Source organism: Bartonella sp. AC10YNML (assembly GCF_042196825.1).
GTDB lineage: Bacteria > Pseudomonadota > Alphaproteobacteria > Rhizobiales > Rhizobiaceae > Bartonella.
In genome coordinates, this window is sequence record NZ_JBHIRA010000001.1 from 279,542 (window position 1) to 305,981 (window position 26,440).

Annotated in this window: 26 protein-coding genes; 12 read left to right on the forward strand and 14 right to left on the reverse strand. The window is 38.0% G+C overall.

Going from position 1 to position 26,440, the window contains the following annotated elements:
- Positions 1-799: 799 nt before the first annotated feature.
- The 3 genes from ACFINA_RS01055 to ACFINA_RS01065 form a co-directional block, all read right to left on the reverse strand.
- Complete coding sequence (locus ACFINA_RS01055; RefSeq protein ID WP_273790070.1) at positions 800-952, reverse strand: DUF1127 domain-containing protein; 153 nt, start codon at positions 950-952, stop codon at positions 800-802.
- Between the two features lie 346 nt (positions 953-1,298).
- Positions 1,299-2,918 carry a bifunctional phosphoribosylaminoimidazolecarboxamide formyltransferase/IMP cyclohydrolase gene (gene purH, locus ACFINA_RS01060; protein WP_375606028.1) on the reverse strand — a complete coding sequence of 540 codons (1,620 nt, stop codon included), beginning with the start codon at positions 2,916-2,918 and terminating at the stop codon, positions 1,299-1,301.
- A 619-nt stretch (positions 2,919-3,537) separates the two neighbouring features.
- Positions 3,538-4,326 (reverse strand): SURF1 family protein, encoded by a 789-nt coding sequence (locus ACFINA_RS01065; RefSeq protein WP_375614365.1) that lies wholly within the window; start codon positions 4,324-4,326, stop codon positions 3,538-3,540.
- Positions 4,327-4,602: 276 nt separating this feature from the next.
- Between ACFINA_RS01065 and rpmB the strand changes: the two genes are divergently transcribed.
- The 4 genes from rpmB (at position 4,603) to ACFINA_RS01085 (ending at position 6,986) form a co-directional block, all read left to right on the forward strand.
- Complete coding sequence (gene rpmB, locus ACFINA_RS01070) at positions 4,603-4,920, forward strand: 50S ribosomal protein L28 (protein ID WP_375606026.1); 318 nt, start codon at positions 4,603-4,605, stop codon at positions 4,918-4,920.
- Positions 4,921-4,997: 77 nt separating this feature from the next.
- Positions 4,998-5,681: a VUT family protein gene (locus tag ACFINA_RS01075; RefSeq protein WP_375609943.1), complete on the forward strand. Its 684-nt coding sequence runs from the start codon at positions 4,998-5,000 to the stop codon at positions 5,679-5,681.
- Between the two features lie 761 nt (positions 5,682-6,442).
- On the forward strand, positions 6,443-6,577 hold the full coding sequence (locus ACFINA_RS01080) for a hypothetical protein (RefSeq protein ID WP_375614366.1): 135 nt from the start codon (positions 6,443-6,445) through the stop codon (positions 6,575-6,577).
- A gap of 298 nt (positions 6,578-6,875) precedes the next feature.
- Positions 6,876-6,986: a HaeIII family restriction endonuclease gene (locus ACFINA_RS01085; protein ID WP_375608480.1), complete on the forward strand. Its 111-nt coding sequence runs from the start codon at positions 6,876-6,878 to the stop codon at positions 6,984-6,986.
- 107 nt (positions 6,987-7,093) lie between these two features.
- Here ACFINA_RS01085 and cobT read toward each other — a convergent pair whose 3' ends face one another.
- The 3 genes from cobT to ACFINA_RS01100 all read right to left on the reverse strand — a co-directional run bounded on the left by cobT (position 7,094) and on the right by ACFINA_RS01100 (position 10,808).
- Positions 7,094-8,989 carry a cobaltochelatase subunit CobT gene (cobT, locus tag ACFINA_RS01090; protein WP_375614938.1) on the reverse strand — a complete coding sequence of 632 codons (1,896 nt, stop codon included), beginning with the start codon at positions 8,987-8,989 and terminating at the stop codon, positions 7,094-7,096.
- Positions 8,990-9,003: 14 nt separating this feature from the next.
- Positions 9,004-9,984, reverse strand: a complete 981-nt coding sequence (gene cobS / locus ACFINA_RS01095) for a cobaltochelatase subunit CobS (protein ID WP_375614134.1) — start codon at positions 9,982-9,984, stop codon at positions 9,004-9,006.
- A gap of 203 nt (positions 9,985-10,187) precedes the next feature.
- Positions 10,188-10,808 (reverse strand): J domain-containing protein, encoded by a 621-nt coding sequence (locus tag ACFINA_RS01100; protein WP_375606021.1) that lies wholly within the window; start codon positions 10,806-10,808, stop codon positions 10,188-10,190.
- 124 nt (positions 10,809-10,932) lie between these two features.
- Between ACFINA_RS01100 and ACFINA_RS01105 the strand changes: the two genes are divergently transcribed.
- A complete protein-coding gene (locus tag ACFINA_RS01105) occupies positions 10,933-11,205 on the forward strand; it encodes a BolA family protein (RefSeq protein ID WP_375606020.1) in 273 nt (90 codons plus the stop codon).
- 18 nt (positions 11,206-11,223) lie between these two features.
- On the opposite strand, the gene ACFINA_RS01110 is transcribed toward ACFINA_RS01105, so the two are convergent.
- Positions 11,224-12,192 (reverse strand): tyrosine recombinase XerC, encoded by a 969-nt coding sequence (locus ACFINA_RS01110; protein WP_375614939.1) that lies wholly within the window; start codon positions 12,190-12,192, stop codon positions 11,224-11,226.
- Between the two features lie 3 nt (positions 12,193-12,195).
- A complete protein-coding gene (locus ACFINA_RS01115; RefSeq protein ID WP_375606018.1) occupies positions 12,196-13,017 on the reverse strand; it encodes a SapC family protein in 822 nt (273 codons plus the stop codon).
- A gap of 131 nt (positions 13,018-13,148) precedes the next feature.
- Between ACFINA_RS01115 and rimM the strand changes: the two genes are divergently transcribed.
- The 7 genes from rimM (at position 13,149) to ACFINA_RS01150 (ending at position 19,288) form a co-directional block, all read left to right on the forward strand.
- On the forward strand, positions 13,149-13,706 hold the full coding sequence (gene rimM, locus ACFINA_RS01120) for a ribosome maturation factor RimM (protein WP_375606017.1): 558 nt from the start codon (positions 13,149-13,151) through the stop codon (positions 13,704-13,706).
- 286 nt (positions 13,707-13,992) lie between these two features.
- Positions 13,993-14,691: a tRNA (guanosine(37)-N1)-methyltransferase TrmD gene (trmD, locus tag ACFINA_RS01125; protein ID WP_375606016.1), complete on the forward strand. Its 699-nt coding sequence runs from the start codon at positions 13,993-13,995 to the stop codon at positions 14,689-14,691.
- Positions 14,692-14,900: 209 nt separating this feature from the next.
- On the forward strand, positions 14,901-15,341 hold the full coding sequence (rplS, locus tag ACFINA_RS01130) for a 50S ribosomal protein L19 (protein ID WP_375606015.1): 441 nt from the start codon (positions 14,901-14,903) through the stop codon (positions 15,339-15,341).
- A gap of 495 nt (positions 15,342-15,836) precedes the next feature.
- Positions 15,837-16,238 (forward strand): succinate dehydrogenase, cytochrome b556 subunit, encoded by a 402-nt coding sequence (gene sdhC / locus ACFINA_RS01135; protein WP_375606014.1) that lies wholly within the window; start codon positions 15,837-15,839, stop codon positions 16,236-16,238.
- 18 nt (positions 16,239-16,256) lie between these two features.
- Positions 16,257-16,643, forward strand: a complete 387-nt coding sequence (gene sdhD, locus ACFINA_RS01140; RefSeq protein WP_375606013.1) for a succinate dehydrogenase, hydrophobic membrane anchor protein — start codon at positions 16,257-16,259, stop codon at positions 16,641-16,643.
- A 6-nt stretch (positions 16,644-16,649) separates the two neighbouring features.
- Complete coding sequence (gene sdhA, locus ACFINA_RS01145) at positions 16,650-18,494, forward strand: succinate dehydrogenase flavoprotein subunit (protein ID WP_375608474.1); 1,845 nt, start codon at positions 16,650-16,652, stop codon at positions 18,492-18,494.
- 14 nt (positions 18,495-18,508) lie between these two features.
- Positions 18,509-19,288: a succinate dehydrogenase iron-sulfur subunit gene (locus ACFINA_RS01150; RefSeq protein ID WP_375606011.1), complete on the forward strand. Its 780-nt coding sequence runs from the start codon at positions 18,509-18,511 to the stop codon at positions 19,286-19,288.
- A gap of 1,863 nt (positions 19,289-21,151) precedes the next feature.
- Here the strand turns inward: ACFINA_RS01150 and ACFINA_RS01155 are convergent.
- The 6 genes from ACFINA_RS01155 to ACFINA_RS01180 all read right to left on the reverse strand — a co-directional run.
- Positions 21,152-21,328, reverse strand: coding sequence for a hypothetical protein (locus tag ACFINA_RS01155; protein ID WP_375609939.1), 177 nt, complete (start codon positions 21,326-21,328; stop codon positions 21,152-21,154).
- Between the two features lie 1,266 nt (positions 21,329-22,594).
- Positions 22,595-23,656 (reverse strand): P-type DNA transfer ATPase VirB11, encoded by a 1,062-nt coding sequence (gene virB11 / locus ACFINA_RS01160; RefSeq protein ID WP_375609938.1) that lies wholly within the window; start codon positions 23,654-23,656, stop codon positions 22,595-22,597.
- Complete coding sequence (gene virB10, locus ACFINA_RS01165) at positions 23,631-24,788, reverse strand: type IV secretion system protein VirB10 (protein WP_375606219.1); 1,158 nt, start codon at positions 24,786-24,788, stop codon at positions 23,631-23,633. Before virB10 ends, virB11 begins: the two co-directional genes overlap by 26 nt.
- Positions 24,788-25,594, reverse strand: a complete 807-nt coding sequence (gene virB9, locus ACFINA_RS01170; RefSeq protein ID WP_375606008.1) for a P-type conjugative transfer protein VirB9 — start codon at positions 25,592-25,594, stop codon at positions 24,788-24,790. The genes virB10 and virB9 overlap by 1 nt, the downstream gene beginning before the upstream one ends.
- A gap of 13 nt (positions 25,595-25,607) precedes the next feature.
- Positions 25,608-26,309 (reverse strand): virB8 family protein, encoded by a 702-nt coding sequence (locus ACFINA_RS01175; protein WP_375606007.1) that lies wholly within the window; start codon positions 26,307-26,309, stop codon positions 25,608-25,610.
- Positions 26,306-26,440: TrwH protein (locus ACFINA_RS01180; RefSeq protein ID WP_375614940.1), on the reverse strand; the 135-nt coding region annotated here is incomplete at its 5' end. The genes ACFINA_RS01175 and ACFINA_RS01180, both read right to left, overlap by 4 nt.

Here is a 26,440-nt window from a genome sequence, read left to right on the forward strand (position 1 = left end):
GCAAGGTTTGCTCATAGAGTTTCATGAGGTGATGCTAAAAGGGATTGGCTTCAGAAAAAAAGATTTTTGAAAGACCATTGTTGACAGATGAGTACTAGTTAAGGATTTTGATCCTTTAAAGATATGGAGAGAAAATTAAGCCGTTGCTTATCTTCAATAAGTTCTTAAGTGTGCTGTTGGGATCAATATTTCTCTCTGAGAGAGTTGCATTAATAGGATTACGCTCTTCACGAAAAACAGAGCGCTATTGTATTGTATGTTCACGGACTTATTTTAAAGAAAAATCCCTTAACGCTTCCAAGCCTATTTTGCGACGATGCCCGTGATAGGTATAACGGTAAATCCATTAAGCACCCCCATCTTTACGCTTATGAAGGAGCAGCTCAGCACTATCACACTATTGATCAGTGTCCAATGTTTGTAACAAGCTCTTGGCACTAGAGATGGTTCATAAGAGGCATTTTTAGCCTTCTCTTAAGAGCTTTTATCCATACAGCTCCCCCCGCTTGTAACGTGCAGGCGAATGGTTTTGGTTGATTCAACATACATAAATTTGAAATGGAAGAATCTTACGGTGTTCGGGGTTCTCATTTAATATGAATAACGCTAAATTATTATTATAAATCAAAAGTTGTATATCACAGAAGCACCGAAAATTCGAGAAATGATACACAGCAATGGCCAAGAAAAACAACTCTTCTGCTCTTTGTTACTATACTAAAAATGAAGTCATAATAACAAACCACAAAATGCATGCTTTTTCATAGCAAAGCATTCTCTCAAATATCTCAAACAACTTTCATAAAGATTTACGCGAATAACGTCGTGCAATTGAATCAATATCACCTCGACAAATTCCAAGATCGCTGAGTTCATATGTTGAAAGACGACTTAACGCATTAACGGTTCGACGATAACGGCGCCAATTACTATAAAAACGTAGAATATTCATATCCTCTACTCAAACTTTTCATTACACTCTTTAGTTTAAGAATAGAGTATATTACTAAAAAGAGTTGTGTTATAATATCATAGCAGGTATGCATCTACATACAAGATAATATCCCTTTAACATTTTCCTCATGCGAAAGGGTAACCATTAAAAATATCAACAAGAACATCTTATCCCTAACCAATGGCTAAATTATGTGCATTTTCTGCGGTGATAAACTTCTTCACGTGTAGATTCTTTGGATTGAATAACTGCTTCCATTTCAACAGTTATCAATAGTCATACGATAATTATGAAAAAGTCCTTGAAACCTTTGTTTCATACGAAAAGAAAAGCAGCAAAATTATTAATGGCGGAAGTGACGTGTTCCTGTAAAAACCATCGCTAACCCCTGTGCATCAGCAGCGGCGATAACTTCTTCATCACGCATGGAGCCTCCTGGTTGAATAACTGCTGTTGCCCCTGCTTCAGCTGCTGCTAATAAACCATCTGCAAAAGGAAAAAATGCATCTGATGCAACAACAGATCCTTTTGTGAGAGTTTCTGTTAAGCCTGCTCTTTGCGCACTTTCTGCTGCTTTACTTGCAGCAATTTTGGCTGAATCGATGCGGCTCATTTGTCCAGCTCCAATTCCAACTGTTGCACTATTTTTCGCGTACACAATAGCATTCGATTTAACGTGCTTTGCTACACGAAAAGCAAATTGAAGATCACGCATTTCATCTTGAGTTGGGGTCCGCTTTGTCACTACTTGCAATTTAAGATCATCGACTACCACGTTATCACGTGATTGCACTAAAATGCCTCCCGCTAATGTTTTAGCAAGAAGTCCTCCACAACGTGGATCAGGAACTCCACCTGTAATAAGCAAACGAAGATTTTTTTTCTTGGCAATAATTTCACGTGCCGCCATTGTGGCATCAGGAGCAATAATCACTTCTGTAAAAATTTTAACAATCTCTTCAGCACATTCTTCATCAAGGGGCTGATTTAAAGCAACAATTCCACCAAATGCCGATACATTATCACACATAAGAGCTTTCAAATAAGCTTCTTTCAAATTTTCTCCTTCCGCAACACCACAAGGATTGGCATGTTTAATAAGAGCGACAGCAGCGGTTTTTTGCGGATCAAACTCTGCCACAAGTTCAAAGGCTGCATCTGTATCATTCAGGTTGTTATAAGAGAGCGCTTTGCCTTGTAAAAGTTTTGCTGTTGCAATACCAAAACGTTTTTCATTATTGCGATAAAATGCTGCCTGTTGATGTGGATTTTCTCCATAGCGCATAACACTTTCAAGATGACCAGAAAAACTCTGCCACGATGGAGTTTCAATTTCTAAATCCCGTGCAAACCACGATGCTATTGCCGTATCATAAGCAGCGGTGTGTGCATAAGCGCGCATTGCTAGCTGATGACGCATAGATAAGCTTAAACATCCATTATGCTGCTTTAATTCAGCTAGAATCGAATCATAGTCGTTTATCGCTGTTACAACACCGGTATAAGCATAATTTTTTGCCGCTGCGCGAATCATTGCCGGTCCGCCGATATCAATATTTTCAAGAATTGTTTGATTGTCGGCGCCGGATTGGGCTGTCTCTTCAAAAGGATAAAGATTCACAACTAAAAGATCAATTCCATGAATGTTGTTCTTTTCCATAGCATCTTTATGGCTAGGGTCTTCTCTTACCCCTAACAAAGCACCATGAATCAAAGGGTGGAGTGTTTTAACACGCCCATCCATTATTTCAGGAAATCCGGTAACTTCAGCAACATCTTTTACGGGTAAACCAGCCGCTATGAGGGTTTTGGCTGTTCCTCCTGTTGAAATCAATTCAACATTGTAAGTAGCGTTAAGAGCTTGTGCAAAAGCAACCACACCCGTTTTATCAGACACAGAAAAGAGAACACGACGAACCTGATGAAGATCAGGTATGGGAAAATTTTTGGCAACAACACCCATAACAGCAGCCTTAAAAATGAAAGAGTTAAAATTCTAGTAAAACAAGCTTATACGTTTATAGCATAAGCCTTTAGCAAAATACATTGAAAGGATAAACTGTCTTTTTAGAATATAGGATGACTCACCTTTTTCTATTATTCTGTAAAAACCTCTCATTTGAGGTGTGATGATAGGTATAAAAGTCTCATTGAGACATTAAATGTTTTTTTGTTGCTTATAACTCAACATCTCACCTTCATAGCAGTTTTGAAACAAAAATGCATCCGTATGTTCTCTGCTATATTAGCCTTTATACTAGATGAAGGCGAAAGTATTGCATATATCAATTGGAGTAATCTCTGAAATGGGAAATAATCTAATGAAGCAAGAATATAAAATTATAAAGGCAAAAATGGGTGACTATCTTTCCTATTATTTTTAAATTTGACTTTATGTTTTTCAAAAGCGTTATGACAATTCTTTTTAAGAGTGTGGCGTAAATCTTTTGTGGATGGTATAAAGTTCATTGTATGCCTATGATCTTTAATTTAACAAAGGCGCAAGTTGGTAGCTTTTATTCTCTTTATCAGTTTTCAAGATTCTAAAAATTTTTGTTACTTGAGATGGAAGAGGTATTTTTTTAGTTTTTTTGCCGTAGCAGAAAAAGAAAACCTCCTAACACACCAGCAGCTAAAATAAACCACGTGATTGCATAAACGAGATGATTATTTCGAAAATGGATAATCGTAAGACCAGCAATGGGAAGGTTTGCTTGTGGGGTTGTTTTTTTTCCGGCATCAATGAAATAAGGGGCAACAGTGGACAAACCAAGTTTTTGTGCCATAGCGGGGAGATCGCGCGTATACCATAAATTTTTGTCAGGATTATTTTTGCGTGGAAAAAATCCATTTTTTTCACTCATGCGTAATAAACCTATGATCGTTGTTTGTTCTGTGTCCGTGGTAGAATGTTGCTGAGATGAGGCATTTGTATCCAATTGCTCTGAGTTTTGAAAATTGTTACGTTCATCCATGGGGATAAAACCACGGTTGATAAAGGTCAATGCATTGTCATTAGTGGTTTGTAAAGGAGTCAAAACCCAATATCCCGTAGTATTTTGAGCGGTAGCCGTGACCAAAATATTTTTATCTGTTAAAAATTTTCCCGTGATAACAACAGGTTGATATTCATATTTTTCAAAAGTAACATCTGCCCATTGATTTTTGGGGGGGGCTTTTATGGGGGGCAAATGAATGCGCTGATTGGTACTGGTGATAAGATTTGTTTTCCAGTTTAACCGTTGTACTTGCCATATACCTAATGCACTGAAGAGAAGAAAAAAACAAATACATAAAGTTCCAAACAAAAAAGAAGAAAAACGGTTAGGATTTTCTTGAAGCTTTGTCATGGGGGACTCTTGTTTACTCATGATTTATATTTCCTTTCAGGACAATAAGCTTTCATTCTAACATGGTGTGACTTTAAAAAAACATTTTGTACGCCTTATTGCAGAAAAAGATGAAAAATGCTCCCATAAGAGATGAAAAAGGTTTTATAAAAGACTTGACCTTTTGTTGTCGACCCCCTATTAGAAAGAAACTTCCCAATGGTGCCCGTTCGAGGTAGTGTTGTGCGTGCTTTACGTTCATTCTATCCTTTGGGTATAGGGATTTGAAAGTTTCTTAGAGTTTTAAGGGTGAAGTTTATGTCTCGTGCATGTGAATTGACAGGGAAGACGGTTCTGTATGGTAATAATGTTAGCCATGCAAATAATAAGACTCGGCGTCGTTTTTTACCAAATCTTTGCAATGTGACATTGATTTCAGAAGTGTTACAGCAAAGTTATCGCTTGCGCATTTCTGCAAGTGCGTTGCGTTCTGTTGAGCACCGCGGTGGTCTTGATGTTTTTTTAATGAAAGCAGACGATAAAGAGTTGTCACAACGTGCGCGTTTGTTAAAACGCCAAATCATTAAGAAGAAATCTGAGCAAGAAGGTGAAAAAAAAGCTGAGCAAGCAGCGTAATTTTCAGCGTTATTGTTTTTGGCTTTTTTCTTTTTGATCGCTCTGTTTTATTGGTTCCATACCCCAGGTTAAAAAAAATGTCTTCAAGCGGTCTTTTATTAGAACAGCAAAGAAAAAGGTATGTTGTTTTTTCTATTTTTGCAATGTGCCTTGCTGTCACGGCTTCTAATATTTTAGTTCAATATCCTGTCTATTGGTTTGATTTGAATGAGCTGTTGACTTATGGGGCTTTTACCTATCCATTTGCTTTTCTGATTAATGATTTGACCAATCGTTTTTATGGTCCATCTGCTGCGCGGCGTGTGGTTTATGCTGGTTTTTTTGCGGGTGTCTTTGTTTCTTGGGTATTGGCGACCCCACGGCTTGCAATTGCCTCTAGTCTGGCATTTTTATTTGGGCAACTCCTTGATATTATTGTTTTTACTCCGTTGCGACGTAAAACATGGTGGAAAGCACCTTTAGCAGCAGCATTGGTTGGTTCGGCTTTGGATACAGTGCTGTTTTTTTCTCTTGCTTTTTCTAGCTTTTTTGCCGTTCTTGATAGGATAACAGGCTATGCTGATAGTTCTCTAGTGGAGAGTACTGTTTTGGGAGGGATAGGCATGCCAGTTTGGCTCTCACTTGCTTTTGGTGATTTTTCGGTAAAAATTGTTATGAGCCTGTTGATGTTGATTCCTTATGGGACAATTCTTAACATTATAAAGCTTCCTCTTTATCGAGGGCATTCAAAGGATGCTTCCTCTTTTGTTTGTAACAAATAATAGTCTTTTTGTTTTCCTGAAGCCAAGAAAATTGTACGCTATATTTAGTATGGCAAGTTATTTATAATGATACTTTATCATTTACCAACTTAAGTAAGAACTCTAACACAAAATACTTTTCTTCTTTCAAAACTCTCTTGTGAGGAAGAAATAGAGTCATTTGTTTGTATCTCACAAGAAGGCAATGTGAATAAAATTGTTTGAGAAGGGGCTAAATATACTTTTTACGAGCGGTTTAAGGTGAAAAAAATTATAACTTATTTTCATTAATAGATTAAAATGATAATTATGTTTTTCATTTGAGTGAAAAAGTCCAATATCATAAACTTTTACGCGTTTTAAATACTCTTATTATTGAGTGAATAAAAATTATTTATTTGTCTATGTTACAAGAGAAATTGGCGTGGAGACAACGCCATTTGAAAAGGAAATACTTCTTATGAAGAGCTTTAATGCAATAAAAGTGCAATATTAGACGCTGGAAGTATACTGATTGACCTTAAAATATTGGAAGCTTGAAAATAGGTTTCTGCTGTTGGCTTTTCGCTTGTAAAGCGTAAAGGATGATTCCGGATTCTACATTATGCTATATATGGGTACTGTCGTGAAATCGGCTTGGAAGCAAGGAAGAATGTAGGAGTGCGGATAAGATATATAATGGTGTGTTCTTTTTCGTGAATGAAGCAATATTCTTTTTTTCGTGTTTTTCTTATATTTTATGTGAGTAAAGGTTTTTGCTTTTATTAATGAGATGGGAGCTTATGTTGATCATTCACTCGTGGAGAGTGACTGTTTTGGAATGGTTATGGAGTGTCAGTTTTGCTTGTCATTTGCTTTTAGCAATTTTGCCGAAAAATCGTTATGAATCCATTTATGCTGATTCTTTTATAAAATAATTCTTAGTATTTAAAACATCCTCTTTGGATGATGCTTCTTTTGCGTATAATAAATACGAATTTTATCATTTTGTGTTACTGAAGGTGAAAGTATAGGCATTATATTTTCTGTGAGAGCAGCATTTTAAAGCTATGTCTAGTGGAGATATTTTTCTATATACGTGTATTTCAATATTTAAATATAACGAAATAACACAAGATCGAGACAAAAACGGGTGATTATTCAGTCTTTTAATTTGAAAGGCACTTTGGGATATGGACGTAAATGGAGAATTCCAAGTAAAACTTATCCGTTGCAATAAAACCGGAAAGTAAAAACAAACTCATTATAATTTTTGAAGATGGTTGGAGCATTTCTTTTAGAATTCATAATGCATCCAGTAAAGTAGAAGCCTTCCTTAAAGTTTGATATTCAATTTGTGGGATTATCTTCTCAGGTTTTTAGCCATAAAATTCCGATGGTTTAATGATAGAAATAATTTTTTAAAATGTAATCGTTGTTGATTCAAGGAAGGCTTATTTCTTATAACTATGAGGACTTTTATCACTAAAAAGTACTTCTAATTGTTTTGTTATAGCGTCGGCAAGTTCTTCAGCATTCATAATTGTTACAGCACGTTGATAATAACGTGTGACGTCATGACCAATTCCAATGGCAATGAGTTCGATGGGGGAATGGGTTTGGATTTCTTGAATCACTGCACGTAAATGTTTTTCTAGATAATTACTGGAGTTGACCGATAGTGTTGAATCGTCAACAGGAGCACCATCAGAAATGACCATAAGAATGCGACGTTGTTCACGCCGTAATAAAAGGCGTTGATGTGCCCAAATCAAAGCTTCTCCATCAATATTTTCTTTTAATAATCCTTCTTGCATCATCAAACCTAAATTGCGTCGTGCGCGACGCCATGGGGTATCAGCACTTTTATAGATGATATGGCATAAATCATTAAGACGTCCAGGATTATGGGGGTTGTTTTGGGCAAGCCATTGTTCGCGTGATTTTCCTCCTTTCCAAGTTTTAGTGGTAAAACCTAAAATTTCAACTTTGACACCACAACGTTCAAGAGTTTGTGCCAAAATATCGGCACAACTTGCAGCAACGCTAATGGGGCGTCCGCGCATTGAACCAGAATTATCAATGAGGAGTGAAACAACCGTGTCTCGAAATTGGGTATTACTTTCTATTTTAAAAGAAAGGGGTTGTGTTGGGTCGATAATAAGGCGTGGAAGTCGTGCTGTATCAAGATATCCTTCTTCAAGGTCAAATTTCCAATTGCGATTTTGTTGCGCCATCAAGCGGCGCTGGAGACGGTTTGCTAAACGTCCAACGATGTTTTGGAGATGATTGATTTGCTTATCAAGAGAACGGCGTAAGTTATCTAACTCGTTTTCAGAACAAAAATCTGTTGCTTCCAAAATTTCATCAAATTGACGGGTGAAGATTTTATAATTGCCAAGTTTTTGCATTTGTTCCGAATCGGAAAAAAGGTGTTTGGGTTTGTGCGGCTTTTCTTGCCAAGGTCCATTTTTTTGCTCGCCGTCAGCTTGATCATTGTTGTTTGGTTGTGTCGCTTGTGTTTTTCCGTCGTCTTGCACATCACTTTCTTGTTCAGTGCTGGTTTGTTCTTCACTTTGAGCGTGTTTTTTGTTTTTACTCTCTTCTTCTGCTTGGTCTTGAGGTTCATATTCGTTTTTTAATTTTTTATTGTTTTCATTGGCAGAAGCTTCAGCTTGTTGTACGGTCATTTTGAGTGTAACAAGCATTTGGCGAACGATTTGTGCAAAAGCCTGTTGGTTGTAAATATGATGTGTAAGTTCATTAAGCTCTGCTGCGGCTTTTTGTTCGAGTTCTTGACGCCACAATTCTAAAACAGGGCCCGCTTCTTTTGGGGCAGGGCGCTTTGTTACTTTTTCACGCAATAAAAGTGCAATCGCTTCTTGGATGGGAGCCTCACTTTGGTTGCTAATCTTATGATAATGGGCTCTCTTGTATTTATCGGCGAGCATGACATCAAGGTTCTTTGCAAGCCCCTCCATGGTTAACGTGCCAATTGCTTCCACACGTGTTTGTTCGAGAGCATCAAAGACAGCACGTGCTTCTGATTCTAGTGGAGCAAATTGCATGTGAATGCGGTTGTCATGCCATGCTTTGCGAAGAGCCATGGAATCACCTAATCCGCGGGTAATGGTGATGTCTTTATTCGTTGCGTATTGAGGTAATTCTGGTAAACGTGCACAACTTTCGCTCAAAGATGGTCGGTTATGACTAAAGGAAACTTCAAGGTTGTTTGTGCCTGCAATCGCACGCATACAGGTGGAAAGTGCTTTTTTAAAAGCTTCAGTATTAAGAGTGTTGTTGGAAGAATCTTTTGCTGGATTTTTGTTGTCACCAATATCGGTAGCCATGAGTGACAGATTCCTTAAGGCGAAACACCATGAATGAGTGATTCGGGAAGCTCTTGTCCAAAGGCACGTTGATAAAATTCTGCAACAGTGGCACGTTCGAGTTCATCACATTTATTGAGAAAGGTTAATCGGAAGGCAAAGCCGACATCTTGAAAAATTGTTGTATTTTCTGCCCAAGTAATGACGGTACGTGGACTCATGACAGTTGAAAGATCTCCATTGATAAAAGATTGGCGTACCATATCAGCAACATGAACCATTTGTGAAATTATCTTTTTTCTTTCAGTCGTTTGAAAAGATTTTACCTTTGAACAAATGATATCAACCTCTTTATCATGGGGTAAATAATTGAGTATCGCAACAATAGACCAGCGGTCCATTTGAGCTTGATTAATTTGTTGGGTACCATGATAAAGACCGGTTGTATCGCCAAGACCAATGGTATTTGCTGTTGCAAAAAGACGAAACGCTGGATGTGGAGAGATGACACGGCTTTGATCAAGTAAGCTTAGTTTTCCAGAAGTTTCAAGAACGCGTTGAATGACAAACATAACATCGGGACGCCCCGCATCATATTCGTCGAAAACAAGAGCAATATTATTTTGATAAGCCCATGGCAAAATGCCCTCTTTAAATTCAGTGATTTGTAAGCCATCTTTTAAAACGATAGCATCTTTTCCTACAAGATCGATACGACTTACATGACTATCGAGATTAATGCGAAGACAAGGCCAGTTAAGACGTGCAGCAACTTGTTCAATATGCGTTGATTTCCCTGTACCGTGATAGCCAGAAACCATTACACGGCGGTTAAAGGTAAAACCTGCGAGAATCGCTAAAGTTGTTTGCTGATCAAAAAGATAATCAGGATCAATATCAGGAACATGGGGACTTTTTGTGCTAAAAGCAGGGACTTTCAGATCTGTTTCAATATGAAATAGATCGCGAGCACAAAGTGTAATATCGGGCAAATTTTCAACGGTAAGATTTGTCATTATGTTTCTGGAAGGGAGAGGACGCTATTTATTCATTAGAAACGATACAAGAGTTAAAGTATTTATGCAATGCTCTATAATGAGAGCCTTAGATATTAAAGAAAGATTTTTTTACGTATTCTATAATGTTTTGCAAAAAAAAGTAACATTTTGCGCAAATAATGATGGTCTAAATGAAAATAGACTCATATAAGCGCATATTTTCAGCACAAACCAGACTTTTTTAGCAAATTGTAAGCATGTAAAACATCACGAAAGCGCTCTTCTGAAGCACGATTACCACCATTGGAATCAGGATGGTGCTTTTTTACCAACTCTTTATATTTCATTTTGATGTCTTCTGCTGAAGCGTTTGCCTGTAGTCCCAGTGTATCAAAAGCTTTTGCTTCTAAGGGCTTTAATTTTCGTGAAAACTTATTGCTTGAATGCTGCCCAGTAAAAAGCGTGAAGGGATCGCGCATGCGATTTTGATAGGCCGCTGTTCCAGAGCGAATCTTTGCATAATTCGCGGCTGTTTTTTTCGATGTACCATTGCTCAGATCTGTAGGCCATGTCGGACGATGTCCTGTGAGAGCATCCTTTTGAAATTTTGCGATATCTTTATTGCTAAGACCAGAGAAGTAATTAAAATTCTTATTATAGGCGCGTACGTGTTCAATACAAAAATATAAATATTGTCCTTCGTGATTTCGACCTGCTGGTGCTTTATGGGACCCTGTTTTTTCACAACCTTCCCACTGACACTGTTGTGCTTCTGGCTCAGCTTTTTGTTTTTTATTTGAGCTTATGCGAATTGAATCGAATAATTTAGATGTTATTGTCATATTATTGGTTTATGCAAAATTGATTAATTTTACAAGAATTGACTTTTGAAAAATTTGTTTTCACACTTATTCTATTATGAAAAAGGTGTATTTTTGCACGTTCATTTTGTTTGAGGAATGAAAAATGTCTATAGAAACAATCATCAACAGAAAGCTTCAGGATGCTTTTCATCCGCAGAAACTGGAAGTGATTAACGAAAGTCATCTTCATGAGGGACATCCTCATGATGAACATGCTTTTGATGGTAAAGGAGAAACACATTTTCGGGTGAAAATTTTATCTTCTTCTTTTTCCAATATGACGCGTGTAGAAATACATCGAGCGATTTATCAAGTTTTAAAAGAAGAGCTTGCTACTTGTGTTCACGCTTTGGCACTTGAGGTTGAAACACTCTAATTTTTTGATGAGACGTTTTTAGGAACGGGGATGGGCCTTTTGATAGATTTTTAACAAATGGTCTGTATCGACGTGGGTATAGATTTGTGTGGTGGAAAGACTAGCGTGCCCAAGAAGTTCTTGAATGGTGCGCAAATCTCCCCCCCGTGATAAAAGATGGGTGGCAAAAGAATGGCGTAGTGTATGAGGCGTTGTAGTTTCTGGTAAACCAAGGCTTGCACGTAAATTACGGACAGCTTTTTGAATAATGGCAGGCTGTAGGGGACCACCCCGCGCACCACGAAACATGGGTTGGTTGTCTATTAAAGGATATGGGCAGCATTGAAGATAATTTTGTACGGCTTCGTAAACAATTTTTATGAGGGGAACAAGGCGTGTTTTGCCTCCTTTTCCAGTTATAAATAAACTTGTTTTTTCAGGATCAGAAAATTGTTCTGGTGTGAGGCTTAAGGCTTCTGATATTCGCATTCCACAGCCATAAAGAAGCATGAGGACAGCAGCATTACGCGCGGTAATCCAAGGTTCATTTTCCAGTTGATTTTCTTGTTTGACTATGTGAAGTGCTGATTTTATCGCTAAAGATTTTGGGAGCGATTTGGGGTGTTTGGGGCTTCGGATAAGTTGAGCTGCGGGAACATTAACGATTCCTTCACGTGATAAGTATTTGAAAAAAGAACGGATGCTTGCTACTCCGCGGCTTAAAGAACGAGCACTTACATTATTTGTTCGCCGATAAGCAAGATAAGCACGCAAGTCACTAACGCGTAAATGAGCAAGATCTGTAAGGGTTGGTGTATGGCTTAAGTGTTGACAGAGAAAAGACAAAAATTGCCGCGTATCACGTTCATAGGCTTGCACTGTTTGTGCTGACATACGACGTGTTTGGGTAAGACACTCTAACCAATTTTTCCTTGCGTTTAAAATTGCATGGTCTGCTGGAATGAGAGGAATATTTTCATCTTTTCTCTTGTCGTTTTTGATAGGCATTATCTAGTTGAGAGTTTCTTTCTTTTTAGATTTTTCATCGTTAGAATGACCATTCTTGTTTTGGGGTTTCTCTTCACGATTGATAAGCTGCTTTTCACCTTTGAGAGAGAGTATTTTCAAAAGATTGTGCGTTGACATCAAATGCGCAAAAATTAATCCTAAAAAGCCATTTTTATGAAGTTTGGCAAGTTGGCTTGCTGATAATTTATTCAATTTTTCTTCATCAACAACCCAAAAATGTTCCAATTGCGCTGAGAGACCTTTATCGTTTTTCACATTGATGGATTTTTGGCTTAGAAGATCCATTTCTACAAGAGCATCAATAAACTCAGAGGTTTTCTCCATAGCGATTTTAAAACTTTCAAGAAAGCGAATACGTTCTTCCATAAAAGGAGAAATAGAGCCATCGGAATTAAAAAGTTCTGTTCCTGCAACTTCATTAAACATACCGGACTGTTGATCAAAGCACACAGAAAGTTCTTTTTCATTGCTAATTTGTGCCAAAACAAAAGGGTAGCGGCGGACAAAAGCAGGAACATAAGTATTGTTTTTCCAACTTTTATCAGAAGCGATATAGTCATTTTCGTCATTAGAAAGACCGACAAGAGCTGCGGATGTGTAGTGCCGTTTTTTTTGTTCATCTTCAGCGCACATAAATAAAATAGGATAGTCTAGTGCTGCTTGAAAATATTCAGTACTTGCTAAAGGAACCCAATGAGTATCCTTGGCAAAAGACATATCACTTGGAGGAGCAAATTTTAGATTTTTATGGGAAATTTTGTTGATTGGTGTGATATCTTTGTAAAATAGCATAATATTTGCCATAAGACTTTCTCCTTTATTAATTTGTTTTTGTTACCAAAAAAGGTCTTTTAGAAGATTGTCTCATATGGCAACAAGATTGAATAGAAAACTATAAGATTGAAGGGTTCATTTTTGAGAGATAATATTTTTGCATGAAGTATAATAAAGAAAAGCTTAAAAATAAAGTCTATCTTGCCATTATTGGTACGCCTCATGGTGTAAAAGGGGATGTTTTTGTTAGAATTTTAAGTGCTGATCCCCAGCGTTTCAAGTCTTATGGTACTCTTTATGATGATATGGGGCGTTCTTATGACATTGTAACTCTTCGCATGCAAAAAAATAAGGCGATTGTACGTTTTAAAGGGATAGAAAATCGTAATACTGCTGAGTCTTTAAATGGTATTCGCCTTTATGTGATGCGTGATCAATTAATTGATGATTTGATGGAGGATGAGTTTTATCAAGTCGATTTAATAGGTTTGTGTGTCCAAGATTGTGGGGGAAAAATCTTAGGTGAGGTATGTGGTTTTTTTAATTTCGGGGCTGGTGATTTGCTTGAAATACGTTTGAATACGGGTAAAAGAGTTCTTATTCCCTTTAGTAAGGCGGCGGTACCAGAAATTTGTATGGACTCTGGTTTTCTTGTTGTTGATCCCATGGCAGCTGGTTTTAGCGATAGAGGAGAAAATGATAAAAAGGAAATAGCTTGAATCTAAAAATAAAGATGAAGGTAAAAAACAACAGATGAATTTCGTCAATAAAAAGTGGAATGTGTGAAAATATTAAAAATGCTCTTTTGAGCAGATATTGTAAGCACTTTATTTCGAAATAGTCCTGAATTTTTAGAGTCTTTTTTTAGTGTAAGTATTTAGAAGGATCGTATTGAATATGGCGCAGATCAAGGAGACTCAGATTAACGCTATGGCGTTAAAAGTCTTGTTTGTGCTATTTTTGCTATTATAGAATCTGTTTAAGAAAATAAGGATAAGAAATAAAATGAAATTTCAGGCGCGCGTTTTAACCCTTTATCCTGAAATGTTTCCTGGTTTTTTAGGGTATTCTTTAGCAGGGCAAGCTTTAGAGCGTGGAATTTGGTCACTGGAGACGGTACAGATTAGGGATTTTGCTTTAGACAAACACCATAGCGTTGATGATAAACCTGCTGGTGGGGGAGCTGGTATGGTAATGCGGGCGGATGTATTGGCGGCTGCTCTTGATTGCTGTCCACAGGATTCGCCAAGATTGTTGATGAGTCCACGTGGACGCCCTTTTGACCAAGCTTACGCGCATAGCTTGGCTCGTGATACGGGTGTGACGTTAGTTTGTGGACGTTTTGAAGGGGTTGATGAGCGAGTCATAGAAGCACGAGAATTAGAAGAAATTTCTATTGGTGATTATATTCTTTCAGGGGGTGAAACAGCCGCATTGGTTATCTTAGATGCTATTATACGTCTTCTGCCCGGAGTGATGGGGAATGCAGCTTCTGCAAGGTGTGAAAGTTTTGAAAATGGCTTGCTGGAACATCCGCAATATACACGCCCTTCTCTTTTCGAAGGGCGGGGTATTCCGCCTGTATTGCTCTCAGGTCATCACAAAGCGATCGCAGATTGGCGTCAAAGCCAAGCCGAATTGTTAACACGTCAACGTCGCCCTGATCTTTATGCGCGTTATGATAAAAATCATCAGAAAACTTGATTCATATGATAAGGTGGTGTATTGCATGGCTCTCTTTTTAGAGAGTTTTTTATAAAAGGTTTTCTGTAGTTCCAAAATTAAAATGAAGGAATGGTGTATTCGCTCCTGTGTAAGACATAGCCTAAAGAGCTCCTTATTCTTAATAAAGGCTTTTTTGGTAAGAGTTGAGCGCTCTGACTGTTCGATAAAGAACGTGAAGGATAAAAGAAATGAATATTATCGCACAGCTTGAAGCTGAACAATGTGCAAAAATTGAAGAAAAGCGCCAATTTCCAGCATTTCAGCCAGGAGATACAGTCCGTGTTATGGTGCGTGTGACAGAAGGTACACGGACGCGTGTTCAGGCTTATGAAGGTGTTTGTATTGCACGTTCAGGTGGTGGGTTGAATGAGACCTTTACAGTACGCAAGATTTCTTACGGTGAAGGGGTGGAGAGGGTATTTCCTGTTTTTTCTCCTTTGATTGAAGGTGTTGAGCTGGTGCGCCGTGGTAAAGTGCGCCGTGCAAAACTCTATTATCTGCGTGGCTTGAGAGGTAAAGCTGCGCGTATCGCTGAAAAGAGAGATTATCGGAAAAAAGCTGAAAAGGTTGTTGAGAAAGTAGAAGCAGCAGCCGTAAGTACAGATGTTGAAAAGCAAGTTTCTGAGTAAAGATTATATCGGCTAAACTTTATGCAAAAGCGGCTTTTATGCCGCTTATTTGTGTCTTTCTTGATTCGTTTTGCCTTTTAAAAGGCTTGGAGGAGACATAAAAATGTTTAATCTATCAATTTTCCCTCTTTTTATTCTTAATCATGGGTGCAGTTTAAGAGACTATTGCATATATCGTGGATACTCAAAAGGATAAGTTTAATCTGAAAAAATGTCTGTTTATATTTGGAAAATATTTTAGACCTTTGACGTGAAGATAAAAGTGTATTAGATTAAGGCGAGTTTTGCGGATCATATCCGGGGAGTAATCGGTTTTTTTATGCGTGACCTTTAATCCGTTATTTGAGACAACCGACCTGTAATATCGGTATCTTGAGATGCCAAACAAGTAAAAACGAGAGAGTATGTTTAGTCGTTTTGCGCGAACTTTTTCGTTCATTGCGGTTGCAAAAACCAGGTCAGGATATTTTATGATAAACCAGGTCAGGATATTTTATGATAGAGACAACTAGGATAAAAGAGCGCCCTCGTTCCCCTCATATAAGCATTTATCGTTGGACAATTACTATGGCCATGTCTATTGCACACCGCATTACGGGTATGGCACTTTATGTTGGAACGGTTTTTCTTGCTGTTTGGTTAATTGCTATTGCGTGTGGCGAGGAGACATTTAGAACAGTTTACGAAATTTATAGTTCTTGGTTTGGATTGTGTATTTTGTTTCTTTATACTTTGGCAGGGGTTCATCACATGGTTGGTGGTGTTCGCCACATTGTTTGGGATCTGAAGCCTTGCCTTTTGGCAAAAGAAAAGGCAACAGTCACTGCGTGGGCGACAGTGTTTATTTCTCTTATTGTTACTTTTGCGATTTGGATTATTGGATATACCGTTGTTTAGCTGGGGGTGAAAAGAGATATGAAAAAAGATTTTCGAACGGAACTTGGAAAAGTACGGGGGCGTGGCAGTGCTCATGAAGGAACAGAGCATTTTTGGCTAGAACGTTTGACAGGGTTTATCAATCTACCACTTTTGATATTTTTTATTGTTCTTATTCTTTCGCTTGTGGGCAAGGATTATAGTATTGTGCGTGCACGGCTTGCACATCCTATTGTTGCTATTTTGATGGGATTGATGACTTTTTCGGTCCTTTATCATATGAAACTTGGTATGCAGGTGGTGATTGAAGATTATATTCCACGTGAAGGTTTTCGGATATTCTTTTTGACGTTAAATATTTTATTTTGTTTTCTCGTAGGTGGTATCATTATTTTTTCTCTTTTGAAAATTGCATTAGGGGGTTAAACAAGTATGGCGGGTACAGGATCATCTCTGGGCGCTAAAGCAGGTAACGCCCCTTATCGCACTGTAGATCATAAATTTGATGTTGTTGTTGTTGGGGCAGGTGGTGCAGGATTACGTGCAACATTAGGTATGGCGGAACAAGGATTAAAGACAGCTTGTATTACGAAGGTTTTTCCAACGCGCTCACATACGGTTGCAGCACAAGGGGGGATTGCTGCATCGCTTTCAAATATGGGGCCTGATAATTGGCAGTGGCATTTATATGATACCGTGAAAGGTTCTGATTGGTTGGGCGATACCGATGCAATGGAATATTTGGTGCGTAATGCTCCTGCTGCTGTGTATGAATTAGAACATTATGGCGTTCCTTTTTCGCGAACGCAAGAAGGCAAAATTTATCAGCGTCCTTTTGGTGGACATACGACACAATTTGGTGAAGGTCCACCTGTTCAGCGTACTTGCGCAGCAGCTGACCGTACAGGCCATGCCATTTTGCATACGCTTTATGGACAAAGCTTAAAGCATAATGCGCAATTTTTTATTGAATATTTTGCCCTCGATCTCATCATGACGGATGGGGTTTGTACGGGGGTTGTGGCATGGAATCTCGATGATGGTACAATACATCGTTTTTCTGCCAAAATGGTTGTTCTTGCAACCGGTGGTTATGGACGCGCTTATTTTTCTGCGACATCGGCGCATACCTGTACGGGTGATGGTGGTGGAATGATCGCACGTGCTGGATTGCCACTTCAGGATATGGAGTTTGTGCAATTCCATCCGACAGGGATTTATGGTTCTGGTTGCTTAATTACAGAAGGAGCTCGGGGTGAGGGGGGCTATTTAATCAATTCTGAGGGTGAACGCTTTATGGAGCGCTATGCACCTTCCTTTAAGGATTTGGCTTCACGTGATTTGGTTTCGCGTTGTATCACTCTTGAAATTCGTGAAGGGCGTGGCGTGGGACCTAAGAAGGACCATATTCATTTGGTTCTCAACCATATTGATCCTGCAATCTTGCACGAGCGTTTACCAGGAATTTCGGAATCAGCTCGGATTTTTGCAGGGGTGGATGTAACAAAAGAACCTATCCCCATCTTGCCAACGGTCCATTATAACATGGGGGGAATTCCTACCAACTACTACGGGGAAGTTCTCAATCCAACGGCTGATTCGCCTGATCGTATTCAACCAGGGTTGATGGCGGTAGGAGAAGCGGGATGTGCTTCTGTTCATGGGGCTAATCGCTTGGGGTCAAATTCATTGATTGATCTTGTGGTGTTTGGTCGTGCTGCTGCTATTCGCGCAGGTGAAATTATTGATCGGAATGCAGAAATTCCACCCCTGAATGAAGCTGCTGTTGATGAAATTATAGCACGTTTTGATCGTTTGCGTTTTGCAAAAGGGGCGGTACCAACAGCGGTATTGCGTGAAAAAATGCAACGCACGATGCAAGAAGATGCGGCTGTCTTCCGTACAGAGGATTCTTTGCAACAAGGATGTCAGCGGATGAATAAAATCTGGGAGGAATTGTCTGATATCAAAGTTACAGATCGTTCTCTGATATGGAATTCTGATTTGGTTGAAACATTAGAGCTTGAAAATCTCATGGCGAATGCAATCATGACTGTTTATTCGGCGGAAGCACGTTTAGAAAGCCGCGGTGCCCATGCGCGTGAAGATTATCCAGAGCGTGATGATAAAAATTGGCGTAAACATACGCTTTCACATTTGTCAAAAGAAGGTAAGGTGACGTTATCATATCGACCTGTCCATGTGGACCCGTTAACATCTGAAGCTGATGGTGGGATCGATTTAAAGCGCATTGCACCTAAAAAACGGGTTTATTAAGGGGAGACTGAAATATGGTACAAATTAAGCTTCCTAAAAACTCTCAGGTAAAACCGGGAAAGGTTTGGCCTAAACCTAAAGGTGCTAAAAAACTAACAGAATTTCACGTTTATCGTTGGTCGCCTGATGATGAGGAAAATCCTCGTTTAGATACCTATTACGTAGATCGTTCCGCTTGTGGCCCGATGATTCTTGATGGGCTTTTGTTTATTAAAAACCATATTGATCCAACTTTGACACTTCGTCGATCTTGCCGTGAAGGCATCTGTGGTTCATGTGCGATGAATATTGATGGAACCAATACATTAGCTTGTACCAAAGGGATGGATGATGTAAAACATCCCATTAAGGTCTATCCGTTGCCTTCCATGCCGGTTGTTAAAGATTTGGTTCCTGACTTGAATCGCTTTTATGCGCAACACCGAGTTATTGAGCCTTGGTTACAAACAGTTTCTCCTGAACCTGCAAAAGAATGGTTACAAAGTCACTCCGATCGCCAAAAAATCGATGGCCTTTATGAGTGCATTTTGTGTGCGTGTTGTCAGACTTCATGTCCAAGTTATTGGTGGAACGGTGATCGTTATTTGGGGCCCGCTGTTTTGCTTCAAGCTTATCGCTGGATTGCGGATTCACGTGATGAGATGTGTGGTGAACGTCTTGATAATTTAGAAGATCCTTTCCGCCTTTATCGTTGTCATACGATTATGAATTGTGCCCAAACTTGTCCAAAGGGATTAAATCCAGCGAAAGCGATTGCTGAAATTAAAAAACTCATGGTTGAACGCCGCCTTTGAAAATTTACTGATTGATCAAAATAAAGCGCAAGGTGGAAAATTGTATCTCCTTTTAGCAATTAAATCTCTAAAAAAAGATCGGCTGCTTATGGGAGCGCAGTAGCTATAATCATTCTAAAAGTGAAGTAATCCCTAAAAAATTAAGCAATCCTTGCAATGGCTGAGCAGAAAACTCATAGTTGAAAATTGATCAATTAACGAACAGTAAAAAGAAAAATAGAAAATTGTGCGTGTTTTTTGTGCTTTTTGAGGCTTAATCTCTAAAAATTTATTGGCTTCTATGAGGCGGTTAGTATAGTTATTATTGCCTTTAAAAAGGCTTTAGTTTTTTGAGTAGACTATACTTTAAATAGGCATTCTATGTAAAAATAATAAAATCAATATGCCATGTGTTTTTATTTTTATTAAATTCGTATCAGAATTTTTATTTTGATGCAGATTCAATTAATCATTTTTTATAAAAAACGATAACTCTGTATAAATATAGCACAAAAAATAAATGCTGATACAAATATTATAACGCATGTAAATTATCTAAATGAAATACAAAGGAGTGATCATTATGACAATTCGTCATTTTACGACACATTTATTATAATATCGAAAACATTGCTAATATTCAGGGATTAGGAATTTTTGATAATATCATTATATATAAAGGTCATATTTTTATTTTAAAGATTGGATTGTTAATCGCATTAAACAACAAAATTTATAGTTCTCAAAAAATGGAGAACGTAAAATCCCTCTCTATTGTAGAGATAGATCATATAGTTAAGGGGGGTAGTAATTTAAAACTATTGTAACGTCATAGATTTAAATTCACTAAAGAGCAAATAAGACGTTTGAAAAATATCAAATTTATAGTTTTTCCCGAAAATTTAGAAAACACTAGTGAGAATTCTAAGAACACGTGTTGCGAATGTGGAATAAGGGCTGTTTATAGGTTCATTTGAGTTGAATGAATTCAATCATCAAGAAAACATGTTATATTTTTATGCGTTTCGTAGGTTTTGATTTTATATGTTTTTATCTATAAAAAATAGAGATTTCTAGGTTTAGGTCTTATTTATTATGTTAGAGGGTTTCATTTTTTCTTGTATATATGCTGAAGAAGATTATTTAAGCAGTAAAAGTGTTTCTTATTTTATTTTTTAGCATAAAAGATATTTCTTAACATGAAAGAGAGGTGCCTAAGTATTAACGATATAATCAGCCATTGTTTTGGTATTTATTCTGTTCTACCGTAAAAACACTATCGTATTTAGGATTTGGTAATTAGAGTGGTTAGAAGGTGAAATCTGCTAGGTGAGGGGGCGGATTGTTTGCAGATCAGTGAGTGTTAAGAAGCTTCGTCCTTTGAGGTGTGGTAGGTGGAGTCTGTTAGCCAATTACGTAAACTAGAGCGAAATATATGTGGACAGGTTTTTAACCTAACCTCTCTTATATATTGTGATAGGAAATTCACATTGATAAGGACTACGACCGGTTACAGAAAACAGAAATCATTGCGAAAAAACAAGCGTGCTTGTTTTAAAATTTTTAAGGGCATGCAAAATTTCCTGTAGTATCACGCAGACCGTTCGTATTCTCGAGCCAAGAATTGTTCATATATCCTCTTCAATCTGATTTTCACGAATTGATGCAAGATATGGGTACGAACACCTGTAAAAATACGAACACCTGTAAGAATAAGCAGATGCAAAGCCAGTTGTATCATTATTGTTGCTTTGCAGAGTGTTTGATAAAAATCTGGAACATTTTTCCAATTCATTGCCGGTTTATTAATGACTTTATGGCGTTGTTTTTCTAAAAGAGCTTTTGCTGTTGCAGCTTTTACTTATCAGATGGGAGTTAAGAGTATTATGTATCTCTGTTGGCGTAATCTTTGAAAGTCGCTATACAGCCTCCTAATTTGAGGAGAATATGAAGCTGTAAAGGTGAAAACCAGTTTCCATTTTTAGCATCATTTTTTAATTCTGCTTTACGACTTCTAAAAGCATCTAGAGTAATGTCTTTTAAATAATAGAGATTACGCATTGCTTCACGCTTTTGTTTCTCTCGTTCTTTAATAAGATCGAAACCCTTATGTAAAACAGAACGCCCCGAACCAAATACACTTTGCTTGTCAATTTACACGCTTGTTTTTAAGAAACCTTTCTTTAAGGTGCCTAAGCTTATTTCATTACAGAGCTCGTGGATGGTATAATGGTAAAGCCCCGATGAATAATATAAAATTTATAGAGCATCTCCATTTTTATACTTCATAAAAGAGCAAGTTGGGCGTCATTAGACACTTTGCCAACTCCCAATGTTGTTACAATTTTGGGCATTTTGGATGGTTTATAAAAGGCATTTTTAGTGCTTTTTTGTACAGTTTCATTCTATACGGTTTTATTTACTTATAATGTGCAAGAGACATGGTTTTGGTTAATAAACAGCTTTGAAATGAGAGAATCCTACGGTACTAAGATCTTTTATCCAAAACGCAAAATAATGAACACTCTTTATAAGTCAATGTGATGCATCTTAAGAAGAGGGATTTTAGATCTGTTCTTTTAGGAATTTTCGCTTTTTGAGGTGCAGAGAAGAGAGCCGGAATATTCAGAGTAGAGCTTACCTTATGGAATCTATGGATATCGTCTTTAGGAGAGGGACATAAGCCACGTAATATGGTTAGCAAAGCTTGTTTAAGAGAAATTTGGTTGTTTACGAACAACTGGAGGTTAAGAATCTTTCTTCGTCCGAAGAAGACGTCGATATGCCACTATATTTTTTATTACCAAATAGAATGTGGTTTATGGATGCTAAATCGAAATGATAATTTATTTCGTATGAGGTTTTCCATATTTGGAGATTGTTTGGTTAAAAAACATATTTATTAATCACTTGAAAATAGCGCTTAGAATTTTTAAACGATAAGTTTTGGTCTTGATGACGATAATTATTTGTGATGATCGAAAGTACCTATTTTACGAAGCTTTCATTGATAGGCGAATCAAAATTTATTCTTTTCTTTTGTTTAAATATTTATTTTGCAGCTATTTTTTCTTTTTTGCATCAAAGATACTTTTTCAAAAGGTAAATGGAAAGAATGATCAAAGGCAAGAGAATAAAGAAAGCCTTATGTATAATTTGGTTTTCTCGTAGAGTTGTTGTCTATTAACTTTTTTCTTTTTTTCTTCATGAAGAGTGTAGAAAATCCATTGGAGAAGTAAAGAGAATAGGAAAAGTTAAAAAAATAGCCGTAACAATTAGTTACGGCTATTTTTGTTTGCTTCATATTACCGAAAGAGGAAGCTCCCCTTAAGCGATTTTTGATTTAGCAAAAATCGGGTCGTAAAAGACTTCAGTGAGTTTTCTATCTTTAAAGAACAACACTACGTCAACTGTTGTATAGAGAACGATTTTTATCATTTCTAACTCGAGTTGCCGGCCAATTTCTGATCTTTTAATCAAGGTGGCACATCTCTCAAATGTCTGCAAAGCGCTGTTGGCATGCGTTGTTGTAATCGACCCGGGATGACCAGTGTTGAGCGAATTGAGATATTCCCATGCTTCATTGCCTCGCAATTCAGCGAGAAAAATTCTGTCAGGCGACTGACGCATACATGCATCTAGGCATTCTTCAGCTGAAACACGGCCTACATTGTTACCATAAATCATATGTACATGATTGGGATGATTGGGTAGAAAAAGCTCATGAACATCTTCAATTGTGATAATACGCTCCTCTACAGGAACCTTTTCAATTAAAGAGCGAGCAAATGTTGTTTTACCAGATCCTGTTTTGCCTGCAATAATAATGTTGCGTTTGTGAAGGACGCATTCTTCCAAAAATTCAAGAATTTTTCCCTCACGTTTACTTTGTAAGAGTTGAACTTCAAATGGTTCCAACCGTGTGAAGTCCTGCTTCGATAACAAATTATTGGCTTCTTTTGCTGAAGGCTTATTAAAACTTACATCAGAAAAATCGTCAAATGCCCCTTCTTCTTTGAGTTCTTCTAACGTCTTAACTATGAGAGAATGTTTACGAATTACAAAGGAAAGAGCACCATCAACAACAGCTGGTGTTTGTATAATTGTACCACGTTGTCCACCAGGCAAGAGCACATAATTAATACTTCTGGGAGCCATACCGTTATAAACGATAATAGCTGTAATAAGCGTTTGCAAAAAAGTGGTTGTTAACTCTGGTACGCTATGTACTTGCCAACCCTTAAAGCTTTTCGTCCATACTTCACAGGGGCGGCAAATAGATAATTCAGTGATCGTGGGATCTTCTAAAAAACAATCAAGCGGTTGCAGAAGCTGAAAAACTGCTTGATCTTTTTGTATCGAGTTAACGTGTGACGAGACTGTAGACATCGCTGAAATCCAGATCACGAGCAACAAAAATATTTACTCGTTCGCCTTGGTTTTTGTAAAGTGTTGGTGTGATATTGATGGAATTTTGAAGAACATCGATTGCTATAGATTCAGCATTCTGAGCTCCTTTATTTTGTGAGTTATCTTTATTTTCTTTGCTGCTTTTACCAACTTTTCCTCTTACCCATTCTCCTAAATCACCGATAATGCTTACCATAATTGCACTACCAAATCTTTCCCAAAAATGTCTGTCAACCCAGCCACCAATACCTGCTTCACCCAGAGGACCTGTGCCTGGTGAGTCAAGATTGACAACAACACCAGAAGGCGTTTCAATGCGTAACCATTGCACAAATACGCGCGTTTGTCCTTGTTGTATGCCACTTTGGTAAAAACCAACGACTTTAGAACCACGGTCAAGCAAAACAACACGTCCACTTGTGGAATAAATATCGCGTGTTAAATGACACGTTGTCATTCCGGGTTGTGATGTAATGATTTTTGTTTCTAACGTACAATCTATTTGCGTTCCTTGTGTAATCAAAAAGTCACGGTTACGAAGTTGCATCGCATGTGATTGACCTAAACGCACGGGCTGAAGGTTATCAAATAATACGCCATTACCTCTATCATTATTCGATGCTTTATTATTTGTATCTGTAGATCCTTCGCTACCACCGTTGTTAAGGCTAGAACTGAGCATACGTTTGCGTGCTAATTCTTCAGAATCTTGGAGCATATGTGGAGGAATGGCTGTTTGAAGAAGTTTACTCAATGCCGGTGGAATATCCAAGTTTGAATCTTCTGTTTGTGTTGATTTTTCTGCTTCTTCTACAATCTTTGGCTCTTCTATAATCCGAGGGACATAGTTTGGTATAATTTGCTGTACTATTTGTTGTGGTTTTTCTTCCTCAACCTCCACGGTATTACGCATTTTAAAAGCTTTCCAAGTCAAGGCAATCGGTATCGCTACTATGACAATAAGTCCTACCATTAACAATGCACGGGTACCTGGAATTGTTGGACGACGTTCAGAACCTAGTTCGGACCCTCCATAGGTACCTTCAATATGTTTTTGTTCGACGTTGTCCAGTTTTGTACCTTTTCCCTCTCCTTCCTTATTGTCAAACATCATTTTCCTCCTTTATTGATACGATAAACCACCGAAGATACTGTCCCTGTTGTGTTTGGTACGCCATTGGGGTCATAGGCTTCATTAAAAACAGCTAGAGCGCGTTTACCAAGCCGTATAAGCCATTTAGGATTGACCTTATGAACGGCGATAATATCATTAGAACTGCCGATAACGGTGCGTGGTATTAAGCTTTCATTACCTTCAGCATCTACGACATAAATCGATGGCATATCCATGTTAGCGGGAAATTTAAAGTAAGTAATACGCCCATTGTCCCAAGCATTTATCGGAGCAATATCTTGGTGACCACTCATGGTATAACTGAGATTATAGCCGTTGACGCTTTGGTGAAAACCACGTTCAATCGCAAGGCGTCGATTGTTTTCTTCTGACTTTTCATCGTTTGAATCGGGATAATGGAAAGCCAATTCATATGTTGATCCCGCACGGTCATTCCGAAATTGTAGTCGGAATTTATAACTCCGTTTGTCGGTTACAACGATGAGATTGGTATTGGCAAGTTCTGCTTTTGGTTTAATAAAAATATGCCGCCCTTTATGAGCAAAGGCATAGGCTTCAGAATCACCAAAGGCATGAGTTATGTACTGTTCACCTTCTTCAAGAATAATATGTGTTGCCACACCAAGAACTGTTTCAATTTGAACCACATCCGCTTCGTTATACGTTATATAGCGAATGCGGTGATCATATTGTGAATTTGATGGACTTTTGAGCGCCTGCACAGGTACCGTATAAAGAGAAGAAAACGAAGACAATAGAACAACGAACGCAAGTTTTTTCATAACAATCAATTCCTTAATCATTCAGCAGTATTTCTGGGTCAGAACGGTAACTTGTTACTTGAAAACCAAGGGGGTTAAGCAATCGATCAGATGATTTCATGGGTGCACCAACATAGGTGTAACCAATTGTTGCAATTTGGTGCTGTTTTGGTCCAGTAGCAGCACCGTTGCTGTCAAGTTGCTGAGTCGTAAAACGTACAGTTGCTTGACCGAGTCCATTAGGCTGGATTGATCGTACTTTAACTGTGATACGTGCTTTGTTGGAAAGCACTTTGTCCCGTGCATTTTCTCCATCATAGATTTTATAATATTCTTGTTGAACAGATGCCGCACTTAAAAGTGCTGTTGTGTCATAGTTCAGTTGAATGGTATCGTAGTCGTAAGTTTCGCGGTTAAGCACATATTGATTTAGCCAATATCTATCTACAACTTCACCATAGCTTTCTTCGTGTTCACGCATGATTGAGATAACATCAACTGCACCCGTCGTATTATCAACGCGCAATACTAAGGGAGTTGGAGCTGGTTGAGAAAATCCAACAACTCCACATATCATACCGAATAAGCCAAAAAGACCCACAGTACTCGCAACACGCCATGCCGTTCTGCGCGACCTTATAAATTCATTGATAAGATCACGTTCTAAGCCACGGCTTTCTTCATAATAACTTCTAAGTTGTTCGGCTTTCACTGGTTTTGCTTGTTTTGTTTTCATCTGTCTCCTCGCTTGATTTCGGCAGGGATTGTTTTATTAATAGGCACGCGATTCCTATCATTGGGCTGTTTTAGCTTTGGTGCTAATGCACAAGCCGATAAAAGGTTTGCAATCAAAATTATAAGAATGAT